The organism is Paracoccus marcusii (assembly GCF_006151785.1).
GTDB lineage: Bacteria > Pseudomonadota > Alphaproteobacteria > Rhodobacterales > Rhodobacteraceae > Paracoccus > Paracoccus marcusii.
Map to the genome: position 1 here is coordinate 22,480 of NZ_VDDD01000005.1, position 14,842 is coordinate 37,321.

The window sequence follows — 14,842 nt, forward strand, 5'->3', positions numbered from 1 at the left end:
CCCTCCCCGCCAGTCTGCTGATCGCCGCGACGCTTGCCCTGACCGGGCCTGCGCGGGCCCAGGACAGTGCCGCCCCAGCCGCACATGACCACTCCCACGACCACGACCACGATCACGATCATGACCATGATCACGCGCACGATCACGCCCATGCCCGCAGCCCCGAGGCGCAGGCCATCTATGACGGCTATTTCGACGACGATCAGGTCAAGGACCGCCCCCTGTCCGACTATGCGGGCGACTGGCAGTCGGTCTATCCCCTGCTGCAGGACGGCACCCTGGCGCCGGTCATGGACCGCAAGGCCCAGAAGGGCGACCAGACCGCCGAGGAATACACCGCCTATTACCGGACCGGCTATGCCACCGATACGGACCGCATCACCATCGAGGGTGACATGGTGACGTTCTACAGCGACGGCACGCAGGTGTCGGGCACCTATGCCAATGACGGGCACGAGATCCTGACCTATGCCCGCGGCAACCGCGGCGTCCGTTTCATCTTTGCCAAGACTGCCGGCGACGCGGGCGCACCCGCCTTCATCCAGTTCAGCGACCATGGGATCGCCCCGGCCCGCGCCGACCACTTCCACCTGTATTGGGGCGACGACCGCGCCGCCCTGCTGGAGGAGGTGACGAACTGGCCTACCTACTATCCCGCCGACATGCCCCCCGCCCAGATCGTGGACGAGATGCTGGCCCATTGACGACCTGCGCACGCCCGGTGCGCCGGGCGTGCGCACCGCTTTTCATCACGGCGCAACAGGGCTAGAGATGCGCGACCCCGAAAGGACGCATGCCATGGCCCGCCACCTGATCACCTCTGCCCTGCCCTACATCAACGGCATCAAGCATCTGGGGAACCTCGTCGGTTCACAGCTGCCCGCCGACCTCTATGCCCGCTATCTGCGGGCGCGGGGCCACGAGGTCATGTTCATCTGCGCCACGGACGAACACGGCACCCCCGCCGAACTGGCCGCCGCCAAGACCGGAGAGGACGTGGCCGACTATTGCGCCCGGATGCATGGCGTCCAGACCGCGCTGGCCGACGGGTTCGGGCTGTCCTTCGATCATTACGGCCGCTCCTCCAGCGACCGCAACCGCGCCCTGACCCAGCATTTCGCGGGCCGCCTGGCCGACCAGGGCTATATCCGCGAGGTCGTCGAGAAGCAGGTCTTCTCCCATGCCGACAACCGCTTCCTGCCGGACCGCTACATCGAGGGCACCTGCCCCAACTGCGGCTATGACAAGGCGCGCGGCGATCAGTGCGAAAACTGCACCAAGCAGCTGGACCCGACTGACCTGATCAACCCGCGCAGCGCGATCTCGGGCAGCACCGACCTGGAGGTGCGCGAGACCAAGCACCTGTACCTGCGCCAGTCCGCGCTGAAGGGCGACATCGCCGCCTGGATCGACGCCAAGACGGACTGGCCGATCCTGACGACCTCGATCGCGCGCAAATGGCTGAACGACGGCGACGGGCTGCAGGACCGCGGCATCACTCGCGACCTTGATTGGGGCGTGCCGGTGAAGCGGGGCGACCAGGACTGGCCGGGGATGGAGGGCAAGGTCTTCTATGTCTGGTTCGACGCGCCCATCGAATATATCGGCGCGACCGCCGAATGGGCCGATGCGGCGGGCGCCGACGATGCCGCATGGCGCCGCTGGTGGCGCCTGGACCAGGGCGCCGAGGACGTGACCTATACCCAGTTCATGGGCAAGGACAACGTGCCCTTCCATACCCTGTCCTTCCCCGCGACCCTGATCGGTTCGGGCGAGCCGTGGAAGATGGTCGACTATATCAAGTCCTTCAATTACCTGACCTATCAGGGCGGACAGTTCAGCACCTCGCAGGGGCGCGGCGTATTCATGGACCACGCGCTGGAGATCCTGCCGGCGGACTACTGGCGCTGGTGGCTGTTGTCGCACGCCCCCGAATCCGGCGACAGCGAGTTCACCTGGGAGAATTTCCAGCAATCCGTGAACAAGGACCTGGCCGACGTGCTGGGCAACTTCGTCAGCCGCATCACCAAGTTCTGCCGCGCCAAGTTCGGCGAGGCCGTTCCCGAAGGCCCGGCCTGGGGCCCTGCCGAACTGGCGCTGATCGACACGCTGACCGCCCGCGTCCGTGCCTATGAGGCGAATATGGAGGCGATGGAGGTCCGCAAGGCCGCCGCCGAGCTGCGCGCCATCTGGGTGTCGGGCAATGAATACCTGCAGTCGGCCGCGCCCTGGACGGTGTTCAAGACCGAGCCCGACCAGGCGGCGATGCAGGTGCGCATGGGCCTGAACCTGATCCGCCTTTACGCGGTCCTGTCGCAGCCCTTCATCCCCTTTGCATCGGCCGCGATGCTGCAGGCGATGGACGCGCAGGATGCGGGCTGGCCCGACGACGTGGCGCAGGCCTTGCAGGCGCTGGCCCCCGGCCATGCCTTCACCGTCCCCGAGGTGATGTTCGCCAAGATCAGCGACGAGGACCGAGAGGCCTGGGCCGCCCGCTTCCAAGGCGTCCGCGCCTGACTGTCGCATTCGTGCCACAGGGGCGCAGGGGGCGGGCGCAGGCCTTGTTCCCCGCGCCCAGCCGCCGTAAAGGCGACTGAATTACCCAGGTAATCGGCTTTTCCCTCTGGCCACGACCCCAGGCAGCATGTCCCCTCCGACCCCGAGGCCCATGATGCCCAAGACCCCCTCCCTTCGCGTGACATTCCTGTCGCTGACCGCCCTGACCGCGCCGGCATTGGCCCAGGACACGGCCCCCATCCTGCTGGACGAGATCGTGATCACCGCGTCCGGGTTCGAACAGAACATCGCCGACGCCCCTGCCAGCATCTCGGTCATTTCCGGAGAGGAGCTGGCGCGGCGCAGCATCACCAGCCTGTCGGACGCGCTGCGCGGGGTGCAGGGCGTGGCCACAACGGGCGTCGCCAACGAACAGGACATCACCATCCGCGGCCTGTCCGGCCAGTACACGCTGATCCTGGTCGACGGCAAACGTCAGGGCACGCGCGAATCGCGCACCAACGGCAGCGCGGGGATCGAGCAGAACTGGATTCCCCCCGTCGCCGCCATCGACCGGATCGAGATCGTTCGCGGGCCGATGTCGTCGCTGTACGGATCGGACGCGATGGGCGGCGTGGTCAACGTCATCACTAAGCCGGTCGCCGACCGCTGGACTGGGTCGGTCACGGCCGAGGCCACCCTGCCCCAGGACGGCGACGACGCGTCCTCGCGCCAGCTGTCCTTCTATGGCAGCGGGCCGGTCGTTGCGGACCGGCTGGGCCTGCAGGTCTGGGGACGCCGCCTCGACCGGTCCGAATCGCGGGTCGTCGACGGGCTGCGCGACCGCGAACTGACGGACCTGTCGGCGCGGCTCAGCTGGACGCCCGACCCCGATCACACCGTCCACCTGGAGGGCGGGCGCACCACAATCGAGGATCTGGGACGCGTCGGCCGCACCATCGCGCCCGTCGATTTCCGCGGCACGCCACAGAACGACAGCCTTCAGGACAACACCCGCGACCGCGCCGCCCTGTCCTATGCCGGGCAGTGGGGCAATGTCGCGGCCGACCTGTCGGTCCTGCGCGAGGTGGGCCAGCGCAAGACGGCATCGGGCAATGGCGCGCTTGTCGCAGGCGACCGCGCGCCAGAGGTCACGAACACCGTCTATGACGCGAAATTCACCGCGCCGCTGGAATGGCAGGGCAGCCATACGCTGGTCTTTGGCGGGCAGGTGAACCGCACGGGGCTGCGCGACCAGAACCCCGGCCTGGGCGACGGGCGGACCTATTCCTTTGCGACCTCGCAGCACGCGGTGTTCCTGGAGGACGAATGGCGCCTGCGCGACGATCTTGCCCTGACCCTTGGGGCGCGGCTGAACGATCATGCCGAATACGGCAGCAACCTGACCCCGCGCGCCTATGCGGTGTGGAACGCGACGCAGGGCCTGACCATCAAGGGGGGCGTGTCGACGGGGTTCCGCGCGCCGGATCTGCGCTCCGTCGTGCCGGGCTATTTCTACACCACCGAACAAGGCGCAGGCGCGATCGTCTCGAACCCTGCCCTGCAGCCAGAGGAAAGCACCAGCTATGAGTTGGCGGCGCTTTACGATGCGCCGACGTGGCAGGTGGGTGCGACGCTGTTCCGCACCGATTTCGACGACAAGATCGAAAGCGCCCGCACCGACGACCAGGTCGTGATCGGCGGCACCAGCTTCAACCGATGGGAATGGTACAATGTCGGCCGCGCCCGCCTGCAGGGGGTAGAGTTGACCGCGGACTGGGACGCTACCCCCGACCTGACGCTGCGCGCAAGCTACAGCTTCACCGACAGCGAACAGCGGACCGGCGATTTCGCGGGCCTGCCGCTGGACCGTACGCCGCGCCATCAGGCCAGCGTGACCGCCGATTGGGTCACCCCCGTCGCGGGGTTGGGGGCCTGGGGGTCGGTGATCTATCATGGCCGGGAAACAGCCGCCGGAGCCCGCATCGGCACCAACGGCCGACCGGTGGCCTTCGACGCGGACGGGACAGCCATCGCCTATGAATACGGATCCTACCTGACGGTGGATCTGGGGGCGGATTACCAACTGACCGACCGGGTCAGCATGAACGGCGCGATCTACAACCTTCTTGACCGCGACATCACCATGGCCGCCAACAACACCGAGGGCGAGGGCCGCCGCCTGTGGCTGGGCGTGACCTCGAACTTCTAGGGGGATGCGCCCGGCCGGTGGACTTTCCCCGGCCGGGCGTGTTCAAACGGGGCACCATCCAGCCGGAGAGCCCCATGACCCATTGCATCCTGATCGGAGCCCCCGTGGACGAGGGCCAGCGCCGCCCCGGCTGCCTGATGGGCCCCGCCGCCTATCGCACCGCGGGCCTGGCCGCCACTCTGTCGACCTTAGGCCACACGGTCGAGGATCGCGGCGATGTCACGCCGGATCCGTTGGGCGACCATCGCTGCGCCAACCCCGCCGTCCATCACCTGCCTGAAACGATCGCCTGGACTGGTGCCCTGCGCCAGGCCACCCAGGACGCCCTGCCGCATGGCATGCCGATCATCATGGGGGGCGATCATTCGCTGGCCCTGGGCACCGTCGCGGGGGTCGCTGCGCATGCCGCCGCGCAGGGCCGCGCGCAGTTCGTGATCTGGCTGGACGCGCACAGCGACTTTCACACTGTCGCCACCACTACATCGGGAAACCTGCACGGCACGCCGATGGCCTATGCCAACGGGTTGGACGGTTTCGACCCCTTCCCGCCCTTCCCCGCCCCCATCCCGGGCGAAAACATCTGCATGTTCGGCATCCGCAGCGTGGACCCCGCCGAACTGGCCCTGATGCAGCCCACGGACATCACCGTGAACGACATGCGGGTGCTGGACGAACAGGGCATCGTGGCCCCGCTGCGGGCCTTTCTGGACCGCGTGCGCGCGGCCGACGGCCTGTTGCATGTCAGCCTGGACGTGGATTTCCTAGACCCCTCGATCGCGCCCGCGGTCGGGACCACGGTGCCCGGCGGCGCGACCTTCCGCGAGGCGCATCTGGTGATGGAGCTGCTGCACGAATCGGGGCTGGTCACATCGCTGGACCTGGTCGAGTTGAACCCGTTCCTGGACGAACGCGGCCGGACCGCAAAGCTGATGGTCGATCTGGTCGGCAGCCTGATGGGCCGCAAGGTCTTTGACCGCCCGACCCGCAGCTATGGATAAGGGGCGGACCACCGGCCCGCCCCCTTTCATTCCGATCCGGAACGGCTGAGGCCTACCAGACCTTGGCTTCGCGGTCATAGAACCGCTGCGCCGCCGCCTCGACGAACGCCGCCGGGTCCAGCTTGGTCACGCCCTTGTCGGGCTGCACCCCGGCCGCCGCCAGCAGCTTGGCGCTGGCATCGTCGGCGCCGATCGCCTTCAGATGCGCAAAGGCATCCGACACGAAGTCGACCGCGGGCTTGAACTTGGCCAGCTTGGCCGCGTCATCGGCGCCGATGACCAGCGCCACCGCATCGAACAGGACCGAAGGCGATCCCGCCAACTGCGCCTCGGCCTTGCCACGCTCCTTGGCGATCAGCATGACGGTGCCGCCCTGGGCCTCGACCGCGCCGCGCAGCGCATCGACCTTGGCTTGATCCCCGCCGTCGCCGATCAGGATGCCGACCTTGCGACCCTTCAGGCTGTGCTTGGCCTGCTTCATGATCGACAGCGCATCCGAAGGCGCCATGTCGATCGGCTCGCGCATGGGGGTCGCGGCGTCGGGCAGGTCCTCGGCCAGACCTTCGGCCACGGTTTCGGCTAGATCCTCGTCGATGACCCGCAAATGACCCAGAACGCGCTGGATCACGTGGCCAAGGCCGACCTTCGACAGTTCAAACGTGATCGCATCGGCGATGTGGGTCTGCTCGACCTCGGTCTGGCTGCGATAGAACAGCCGCGCCTGGCTGTAATGGTCGCCGAACAGGTCCGCCCGCACGCGCAGCTTCTCGTCCGGCTGGTTGCCCAGGTCGGTCATGTCCTTATAGGTCGCGAAGCCCTGGTCGGTGGCACGGGGTCCCGGCTCCTCTCCGGCCTGATCCAGGCTGTTCGGCTCGTAATTGGCGCGGCCTTTGGGCACTGCCATCTGCATCATGCCGTCGCGCTGAAAGTTGTGCATCGGGCATTTCGGCGCATTGACCGGGATCTGGTGGAAGTTCGTGGTGCCAAGCCGCGACTTCTGGGTGTCCATATAGCTGAACAGCCGTCCCTGCAGCAGCGGGTCGTCGGAAAAGTCGATGCCGGGCACGACGTTCGTCGGCAGGAAGGCCACCTGCTCGGTCTCGGCAAAGAAGTTGTCGGGGTTCCGGTCCAGCACCATGCGGCCCACGATGCGGACGGGAATATCCTCCTCGGGGATCAGCTTGGTCGCGTCCAGGACGTCATAGGGCTGCTTGGCGGCCCATTCGGCGTCAAAGGTCTGGATGCCCAGTTCCCATTCCGGGAAGTCGCCCGAATCGATGGCCTCCCACAGGTCCTGGCGGTGATAGTCCTGGTTCGCGCCGGCGGTCTTGACGGCCTCGTTCCAGACCTGGCTCTGCAGGCCCAGCTTGGGCTTCCAGTGGAACTTGACGAAGGTCGACTTGCCCTGGGCGTTGACCAGACGGAACGTGTGGACGCCGAACCCCTCGATCATGCGCAGGCTGCGCGGGATGGCACGATCGGACATCGCCCACATGATCATGTGCATGGATTCCGGCATCAGCGATACGAAATCCCAGAAGGTGTCGTGGGCGCTGGCGGCCTGCGGATAGCCCTTGTCTGCCTCCATCTTGACCGAATGGACCAAGTCGGGAAACTTGATGGCGTCCTGGATGAAGAACACCGGAATGTTGTTGCCGACCAAGTCCCAGTTGCCTTCTTGGGTGTAGAACTTGACAGCAAAGCCCCGCACGTCGCGCGGCGTGTCGACGCTGCCTGCGCCGCCGGCCACGGTCGAGAAACGCACAAAGACTGGCGTCTTGCCCGGATTGGCCAGAACGCCCGCGCGGGTCAGTTCCGGGATCGGGTCGGTGCATTCGAAATAGCCGTGTGCACCCGAACCGCGGGCGTGGACGATCCGCTCCGGAATGCGTTCATGGTCGAAATGAAAGATCTTTTCGCGAAGGACGAAATCCTCCAGCAGGGTGGGACCGCGGGCCCCGGCCTTCAGGCTGTTCTGGTTGTCGGAAATCGGGACCCCGTGATTGGTGGTCAGGGCCTCGCCGCCGGTCTGGTGGGTCTCTCCACCGTTGCCGCGTGTCTCGCTGATGCTGGACATGACGTCCTCCTGTGCTGGCGCGTTGCCTGTCCAACCAAGGCCGATGAAAACGGTTCCTGATTCGGGGGGCTATGTTTTGTTCACCCGCTTGCCCTGCGCCGCGCAGCCTGCGATACGCAGGAGTGATGATGATGCGGACGTGGCGAAATCGGTAGACGCAGCAGACTTTGACAATTGGAGTGCCCGGTCGGGAAACCGCCGGTGCAGAACCGCTCAAATTCGGGGAAAGCTGTGGGGCCCCGGCCCCGTGCCAATCCCGAGCCAAGCCCCGGACACGGGGAAGGTGTAGAGACTAGACGGGCGGCGCCTAACGTCCTTGCGGACCATGGCGAAGGGATAGTCCAGACCACGAACGGGGCATCGCACCCCCGGCGGCGAAAGTCGAAGTGGTACGAAAATCTGTTTTCCGAACGGAAGTGCGGGTTCAAGTCCCGCCGTCCGCACCATCATCGCGTCATGCGGCACCGGCGCTGTCAGGCCCCGGTGCACGCGGGATTAAGTCTCGACTTGAGCCGGGTCGCGCGGCGGGCGGCCAATGATGTCGCGCAGCGCGTCCAGTTCGATGAAGTTGTCGGCCTGGCGGCGCAGGTCGTCGGCGATCATCGGTGGCTGGCTGCGGATCGTGGACACGACCGACACCCGGACCCCCTGACGCTGAAGCGATTCGACCAGCGGCCGGAAATCGCCGTCGCCAGAGAACAGGACCGCGTGATCCATCCGCGGGGCAAGTTCCATCGCATCGACGGTCAGCTCGATGTCCATGTTGCCCTTGACCTTGCGGCGGCCCTGGGCGTCGGTGTATTCGCGCGCCGGCTTAGTCACGACGCAGAAACCGTTGTAATGCAGCCAGTCCACCAGCGGACGGATGGGGGAATATTCCTCGCCCTCGATCAGGGCGGTGTAGTAATAGGCACGCATCAGCTTACCGCGGCGATCGAATTCCTGGCGCAGCAGCTTATAGTCGATATCAAAGCCCAATGCCTTCGCGGCAGCATAAAGATTGGCCCCGTCTATGAAGATTGCCAATCGGTCGTCTTTGTAAAACATGGATGTTGCCTTTGATGAACCCGGTCCTTCACGGCACAAGCGCGGGCCAGGGTGAGGGACCTGAAATGCGCGGGCCCATGCCATGGACCTGTAAGGAAAGAGGAAAGCGTGGTTAACCTATCTTTTGGTATCGTTGCTTTTGGGGCCAACCTTCCCCTGTCGGATCAGGACCCCGTAACGACCCTGTGCACGACGATGGGCATTCTGCACAGCGCCCCGGGCATTTCAATCACCGCGATCAGCCGCATCTGGCGGACTCCCGCCATGCCTGCGGGATCGGGGCCCGAGTTTGCCAATGCGGTGGCGCTGATTGCCACGTCGCTGGATGCACCGCACGTCCTGGAAACGCTGCACCGGATCGAGGCTGACCACGGGCGCAACCGCAGCATGGGCCGTTGGTCGGCGCGCGTGCTGGACCTGGACCTGATCGCTTTGGATGACCGGATCGAACCTGATTCGAACCATCTGCGGACCTGGATGAACCTGCCCCCCGACCGCCAGGCGGTGCAGACGCCCGACCGGCTGATCCTGCCCCACCCGCGGATGCAGGACCGCGCTTTCGTTCTTGCCCCCCTGGCGGAGATCGCGCCGGACTGGCGTCACCCCCTGACCGGGCTCAGCGTCGCGGCGATGCTGAAAGCGCTTGGACCCGGCGCATTGGACGGAATGACGCCGGCCGAATTCCCAGGTTTTCCTTGACAATCGGCACCAAGCCGACCATCAGTCCGGTTCGCCCCGAATGTCCGATTCGCAACTGCACAGGTGATCCATGGCCCGCGTAACGGTCGAAGACTGCGTCGACAAGGTTCCCAACCGCTTTGATCTGGTGATGCTCGCCTCGCATCGCGCCCGAGAGATCGCGGCTGGCAGCGCCCCCACCGTCGATCGCGACAACGACAAGAACCCGGTGGTCGCCCTGCGCGAAATCGCCGAAGAGACCCAGCCCGTCGACGATCTGCGCGAGCGGATGATCGAATCGACCCAGACCCAGATCGAGGTTGACGAGCCCGAGGAGGACGCCATGGCCCTGCTGCTGGGCGCCGAGGTCGATCGCCCCAAGCCGTCCGACGAGGAATCCGAGGAACGGATGCTGCGCATGATGCTGGAAGCCAACCAGCGCGCCTGACACGGTCACACTGCAGAGGTCTTCGACACCATTATGATCGACGTCGAAGACCTGCTGGCCCTTGTCCGCAACTACAACCCGCGCAGCAACTGCACCCTGATCCGCGATGCCTATGAATACGGCATGCGCATGCACGAGGGCCAGTTCCGCCATTCCGGCGAGTCCTACTTTACCCATCCCATCGCCGTCGCCGCCATCCTGACCGAGATGCGGCTGGACGACGCGACCATCGTGACCGCGCTGCTGCACGACACGATCGAGGACACGCGATCGACCAAGGACGAAGTCGTCGGCATGTTCGGCGCCGAGATCGCCGAACTGGTCGACGGGGTCACCAAGCTGACCAATCTGGAACTGTCCAGCACCCAGTCCAAGCAGGCCGAGAACTTTCGCAAGCTGTTCATGGCCATGTCGCGCGACATGCGAGTCATCCTTGTCAAGCTGGCCGACCGGCTACACAACATGCGTACCATCCGGTCCATGCGCCCCGACAAGCAGGTCAAAAAGGCGCGCGAGACGATGGACATCTATGCCCCCCTGGCGGGCCGGATGGGCATGCAGTGGATGCGCGAGGAGCTGGAGGACCTGGCCTTCAAGGTCATCAACCCCGAGGCGCGCAGTTCAATCATCCGCCGTTTTGTCAGCCTGCAGCGCGACAGCGGCGACATCATCGGCCAGATCACAGCTGACATCCGCACCGAGATGGAGAAGGAGGGCATCGAGGCCGACGTGTTCGGCCGCGCCAAGAAGCCCTTCAGCGTCTGGCGCAAGATGCAGGAAAAGCAGCTGGCTTTTTCGCGGCTGTCCGACATCTACGGCTTTCGGATCATCACGCGGACGGAGATGGATTGCTATCGCGCGCTTGGCGTGATCCACCATCGCTGGCGCGCGGTTCCGGGGCGGTTTAAGGATTACATCAGCCAGCCGAAATCAAACGGATACCGCTCGATCCACACCACGGTCTCCGGTCGCGACGGCAAGCGGGTCGAGGTGCAGATCCGCACCCGCCAGATGCACGAGGTCGCCGAGGCCGGCGTCGCGGCGCATTGGGCCTATCGCGACGGCGTGCGCACCCGGAACCCCTTTGCGGTCGATCCGGCCGAATGGATTGCCCAGCTGACCGACCGGTTCGACACCGAGGACCACAACGAGTTCCTGGAACACGTCAAGATGGAGATGTACCAGGACCAGGTGTTCTGCTTCACCCCCAAGGGCGACGTGATGCAGCTGCCGCGGGGCGCGACGCCGATCGACTTCGCCTATGCGATCCACACCCGGTTGGGCAATTCCTGCGTCGGCGCCAAGATCGACGGCATCCGCGTGCCCCTGTGGACGCGGCTGAAGAACGGGCAGTCGGTCGACATCATCTCTGCCTCGGGGCAGCGCCCGCAGGCGACCTGGCTGGACATCGTGGTCACGGGCCGCGCCAAGGCCGCGATCCGGCGCAGCTTGCGCGAGGAGGACCGCGACCGCTTCATGCGCCTGGGGCGCGAACTGGTGCGCGTCAGCTTCGAGCATGTGGGCCGCAAGGTCACCGACAAGGCGCTGCGGACGGCGGCCAAGCAGATGGGCCTGCCCTCGGCCGAGGATCTGCTGGCCCGCATCGGCAGCGCCGAGAATTCCGCCAAGGAGGTCCTTGGCGTCCTCTATCCGGAGCTGGCCGACCACCAGGACGAGATCGACGGCAAGCGCCCCTTCGCGGGGCTGGAGGCCGACGCGAACTTCAAGCGCGCGCCCTGCTGCGCCCCCCTGCCCGGCGAGCGGATCGTGGGCATCACCTATCGCGGCGCCGGCGTGGTCATCCACGCCATCGACTGTCCTGTGCTGGCCGAGTTCGAGGATAGCCCCGACCGGTGGGTCGACCTGCAATGGCGCGAGGGGCGCCACCCCGCCGCCTATTCGACCGTGCTCAATTTGACGATCCGCCACGACGCAGGCGTGCTGGGACGCATCTGCACCTTGATCGGGGCGCAGGGGGCGAATATCTCGAACCTGGAGTTCATCGCCCGCAAGCCCGACTTCTACCGCATCGAGGTCGAGGTCGAACTGCGCGACCATGAACATCTGCACAACCTGCTGACTGCCCTCGAGGCGGAAAGTGATGTCGCGCAGGTCTCGCGCGTGCGGGACCCGGCGCTGAAACCCTGAGGCAGGCGCCCCCTGCCCGTCACGGATCGGGTTCGCCTTGTTCAAACGCCGCAAACCGCGCAGCTACGGCCAACTGGCCAGCCAGATGATCTATCCGCCGGGCGGCTGGCGGCGGGCCAGCGCCTACGTGGCCCACAGGCTGCGCCGCCTGCCCGACCAGCCGCATCGCATCGCGCGCGGGGTCGCGGCGGGGATCATGGTGAATTTCACGCCGCTGTTCGGGTTCCACTTCCTGTCGGCGGCGGCGGTGGCCTGGATCATCCGCGGCAACGTGCTGGCCGCGCTGTTGGCGACCTTCGTGGGCAATCCGGTGACCCTGCCCTTCATCGCGCTGATGTCGGTCAAGCTGGGCCGCGAGATCCTGGGCCAGGAGGGCGAGCTGACGCCCCAGTTCATCTTCCACGAATTCTCGAAGGCCACCGGAGAGCTGTGGCACAACCTCAGCGCCCTGTTCGGCCCGTCCGAGATGCACTGGTACAACCTCAGCGACTTTCTGGCGCAGGTATTCTGGCCCTACATGGTTGGCGGCGTCATCCTGGGGTCCGTCGCGGGGGTCATCACGCATTACCTGACCGTGCCGATCTTCATCGCCTATCAGCGCCGCCGCGAGAAGAAGATGGCAGAGCGCATCGCCCGCGCCTCGGCCCGCGCGGCACAGCTGAAGGCGGATCGGGCCAAGGGCGGTCCGGGTCAGTAACCGCGGTCGCGGTCCACTAGATGCAGCAGCGGCCGTCCCGCCATCGCGCGACGCAGGTTCTGGGCGACGACGGGGGCGGCGGTCGCAGGGCGGGTCTCGGCGGCGATATGGGGCGTGACGGTGACCGCGGGATGGGCCCAGAACGGGTGATCCTGGGGCAGCGGTTCGGTGCGGAACACGTCCAGCACCGCGTGCCCCGGCCGCCCCCGGTCCAGCCCCCGCAACAGCGCCTCGTCATCGATCAGCGTGCCACGTCCCGGATTGATCAGCCAGGCGCCGTCAAGCAGGCGCGACAGGCGGTCCGCATCCAGCAGCCCGCGGGTGGCGGGCGTGTCGGGCAGCAGGCAGACCAGAATCTGCGCGCGGGCCAGGGCCTGGTCCAGCTGCGCGATGGGCAGCACCGAAACCCCCGGCACCGCCCGCCCCGAGGCGCTGACCCCGGTGACCGGAAAGCCCAGGGCGGTCAGCATGGCGGCGGCGGCCTGTCCCAGTTCGCCCATGCCCAGGACGGTCACCGGGCGTTCGGCGGCCAGCGGCGGGATCTGCCCGTTGCGCCAGATGCCGTCCTGGGCATAGCGGTCCATGCCCAGATGGGCACGCATGGCCCATCCTGCGCAATATTCGGCCATCCCCTGGCGCAATCCAGGATCGACCATCCGCGCCAAGGGCTGGGTCAGCGTGGCGTTGCCCACGATGCGTTCGACCCCGGCCCACAGGCTCTGCACCAGCCGGACATTGGCGTAGGGCGCGAAATCGGTGATGTCGCCGCCCGGGGCGTAGATGATCGCATCGAACGTGGCCGGATCGCCGTCGCGGTCCAGATGCATCTCGGGGCAGGCCGCGCGCAGGGCCGGGGCCCAATCGGACCACGCATCGTCGCGGGCAGAGAACCGGACCCTCATCGGGGCCTGTGGACATGGGCGGATTGCACCAGACCAAATCCCAGCATCAGGATCATCAGCGACGTCCCCCCATAGCTGACCAGCGGCAGCGGCGACCCCTTGGCGGGCAGCAGGCCCATCACCGTCGCCATGTTGATCGAGAAGTACAGAAAGAAGGTCGCGCTGATGCCGATGGTGATCAGGCTGGCAAAGCGGTCGCGGTTGCTGAGTGCGGAATACAGGCAGAAGCCCAGGATCAGCATGTACAGCACCAGCAGCGACGACGCGCCGATGAAGCCGAACTCTTCGGACAGGACGGTGAAGATGAAGTCGGTGTGCTTTTCGGGCAGGAAGTTCAGCCGCGACTGCGTGCCCTGCATGAAGCCGCGCCCCGACAACCCGCCCGAACCAAGCGCGATCTGGCTCTGGATGATGTTGTAGCCGGCCCCCAACGGGTCGGAGGTCGGGTCCAGAAAGGTGTCGATCCGGCGGAACTGATAGTCGCGCAGCAGCTGCCAGTCCGTTCCGCGGCTGCGCATGACGGCCACGACCAGGCCCACCGCGGCGCCGATCACCGCCCCGAAATACCACAGTGACACACCCGCCGCGAACATCACGATCCCGCCCCCCGCGATCAGCATGATCGACGTGCCAAGATCCGGCTGCATCAGGACCAGCGCGGTCGGCGCCAGGATCAGCACCACCGGCACGATCACCCACAAGGGACGCGACACGCGGTTCAGCGGCAGCCAGTCGTAATAGGCCGCCAGCAGCAGGACCAGCGCGATCTTCATCAGTTCGGACGGCTGGATTCGGATCGGGCCGATGTCGATCCATCGCTGTGCGCCCATGCCGATGACCCCGAACAGGTCGACCGCGACCAGCATCAGGAAGCACATCACATAGGCGGCGACAGAGATGCCGCGCCAGAACCACATCGGCACGAAGGCCAGCCCCAGCATGATCACCATGCCCACGGCAAAGCGGATCATCTGCGGTTCCGCCCAGGTGTCCATGCGGCCGCCCGCGACCGAATACAGCATCAGGAACCCGATGCAGCACACGGCGGTGATCAGCAGGACCAGCGGCCAGTTGATGTAGAGGACCTTGCGGAACCCCGTCGGAACCTGCGCCACCTGATAGTCGAGATAGGACATCGC

At 66.2% G+C, this 14,842-nt stretch carries 12 protein-coding genes and 1 tRNA gene; 9 read left to right on the plus strand and 4 right to left on the minus strand.

Features of this window, described 5'->3' with window-relative positions; all coding sequences use genetic code 11:
- The first annotated feature begins 14 nt into the window (after positions 1–14).
- The 4 genes from FHD68_RS01775 to rocF all read left to right on the plus strand — a co-directional run bounded on the left by FHD68_RS01775 (position 15) and on the right by rocF (position 5,706).
- A complete protein-coding gene (locus FHD68_RS01775; RefSeq protein ID WP_127897932.1) occupies positions 15–704 on the plus strand; it encodes a metal-binding protein ZinT in 690 nt (229 codons plus the stop codon).
- Between the two features lie 94 nt (positions 705–798).
- Positions 799–2,517 carry a methionine--tRNA ligase gene (gene metG, locus FHD68_RS01780; protein ID WP_127897931.1) on the plus strand — a complete coding sequence of 573 codons (1,719 nt, stop codon included), beginning with the start codon at positions 799–801 and terminating at the stop codon, positions 2,515–2,517.
- Between the two features lie 154 nt (positions 2,518–2,671).
- The gene (locus FHD68_RS01785) at positions 2,672–4,708 is read left to right on the plus strand and encodes a TonB-dependent receptor domain-containing protein (RefSeq protein ID WP_240542499.1); all 2,037 of its coding nucleotides are present in this window, start codon (positions 2,672–2,674) and stop codon (positions 4,706–4,708) included.
- Positions 4,709–4,782: 74 nt separating this feature from the next.
- A complete protein-coding gene (gene rocF / locus FHD68_RS01790; RefSeq protein WP_127897930.1) occupies positions 4,783–5,706 on the plus strand; it encodes an arginase in 924 nt (307 codons plus the stop codon).
- 52 nt (positions 5,707–5,758) lie between these two features.
- Here rocF and FHD68_RS01795 read toward each other — a convergent pair whose 3' ends face one another.
- Positions 5,759–7,783 (minus strand): catalase, encoded by a 2,025-nt coding sequence (locus tag FHD68_RS01795; RefSeq protein ID WP_127897929.1) that lies wholly within the window; start codon positions 7,781–7,783, stop codon positions 5,759–5,761.
- A 374-nt stretch (positions 7,784–8,157) separates the two neighbouring features.
- Between FHD68_RS01795 and FHD68_RS18860 the strand changes: the two genes are divergently transcribed.
- A tRNA-Leu gene (locus FHD68_RS18860) sits at positions 8,158–8,229 on the plus strand.
- A 49-nt stretch (positions 8,230–8,278) separates the two neighbouring features.
- Here the strand turns inward: FHD68_RS18860 and FHD68_RS01800 are convergent.
- Positions 8,279–8,830 carry a LabA-like NYN domain-containing protein gene (locus FHD68_RS01800; protein ID WP_127897928.1) on the minus strand — a complete coding sequence of 184 codons (552 nt, stop codon included), beginning with the start codon at positions 8,828–8,830 and terminating at the stop codon, positions 8,279–8,281.
- 108 nt (positions 8,831–8,938) lie between these two features.
- Here FHD68_RS01800 and folK point away from each other — a divergent pair, with 108 nt between their 5' ends.
- The 4 genes from folK to FHD68_RS01820 all read left to right on the plus strand — a co-directional run bounded on the left by folK (position 8,939) and on the right by FHD68_RS01820 (position 12,801).
- Entirely contained in the window at positions 8,939–9,529 is a 591-nt protein-coding gene (gene folK / locus FHD68_RS01805) for a 2-amino-4-hydroxy-6-hydroxymethyldihydropteridine diphosphokinase (protein WP_164871469.1), read from the plus strand.
- A gap of 70 nt (positions 9,530–9,599) precedes the next feature.
- Positions 9,600–9,956 carry a DNA-directed RNA polymerase subunit omega gene (gene rpoZ, locus FHD68_RS01810; protein WP_042245492.1) on the plus strand — a complete coding sequence of 119 codons (357 nt, stop codon included), beginning with the start codon at positions 9,600–9,602 and terminating at the stop codon, positions 9,954–9,956.
- A gap of 33 nt (positions 9,957–9,989) precedes the next feature.
- Positions 9,990–12,104, plus strand: a complete 2,115-nt coding sequence (locus FHD68_RS01815) for a RelA/SpoT family protein (protein ID WP_127897927.1) — start codon at positions 9,990–9,992, stop codon at positions 12,102–12,104.
- A gap of 37 nt (positions 12,105–12,141) precedes the next feature.
- A complete protein-coding gene (locus FHD68_RS01820) occupies positions 12,142–12,801 on the plus strand; it encodes a DUF2062 domain-containing protein (RefSeq protein WP_052714835.1) in 660 nt (219 codons plus the stop codon).
- Here FHD68_RS01820 and FHD68_RS01825 read toward each other — a convergent pair.
- Together FHD68_RS01825 and rodA are read right to left on the minus strand one after the other, a co-directional pair.
- On the minus strand, positions 12,795–13,703 hold the full coding sequence (locus FHD68_RS01825) for a 2-hydroxyacid dehydrogenase (protein ID WP_127897926.1): 909 nt from the start codon (positions 13,701–13,703) through the stop codon (positions 12,795–12,797). The two genes, FHD68_RS01820 and FHD68_RS01825, sit on opposite strands and share 7 nt — an antisense overlap.
- A complete protein-coding gene (rodA, locus tag FHD68_RS01830) occupies positions 13,700–14,839 on the minus strand; it encodes a rod shape-determining protein RodA (protein WP_045982737.1) in 1,140 nt (379 codons plus the stop codon). Before rodA ends, FHD68_RS01825 begins: the two co-directional genes overlap by 4 nt.
- Between the last annotated feature and the right edge of the window lie 3 nt (positions 14,840–14,842).

Excerpts from the sequence above, each read along its gene's own strand:
- metG (WP_127897931.1), top strand. The coding sequence starts at position 799 with ATGGCCCGCCACCTGATCACCTCTGCCCTGCCCTACATCAACGGCATC.
- FHD68_RS01785 (WP_240542499.1), top strand. The coding sequence starts at position 2,672 with ATGCCCAAGACCCCCTCCCTTCGCGTGACATTCCTGTCGCTGACCGCC.
- rocF (WP_127897930.1), top strand. The coding sequence starts at position 4,783 with ATGACCCATTGCATCCTGATCGGAGCCCCCGTGGACGAGGGCCAGCGC.
- FHD68_RS01795 (WP_127897929.1), bottom strand. The coding sequence starts at position 7,783 with ATGTCCAGCATCAGCGAGACACGCGGCAACGGTGGAGAGACCCACCAG.
- FHD68_RS01800 (WP_127897928.1), bottom strand. The coding sequence starts at position 8,830 with ATGTTTTACAAAGACGACCGATTGGCAATCTTCATAGACGGGGCCAAT.
- rpoZ (WP_042245492.1), top strand. The coding sequence starts at position 9,600 with ATGGCCCGCGTAACGGTCGAAGACTGCGTCGACAAGGTTCCCAACCGC.
- FHD68_RS01815 (WP_127897927.1), top strand. The coding sequence starts at position 9,990 with ATGATCGACGTCGAAGACCTGCTGGCCCTTGTCCGCAACTACAACCCG.
- FHD68_RS01825 (WP_127897926.1), bottom strand. The coding sequence starts at position 13,703 with ATGAGGGTCCGGTTCTCTGCCCGCGACGATGCGTGGTCCGATTGGGCC.
- rodA (WP_045982737.1), bottom strand. The coding sequence starts at position 14,839 with ATGTCCTATCTCGACTATCAGGTGGCGCAGGTTCCGACGGGGTTCCGC.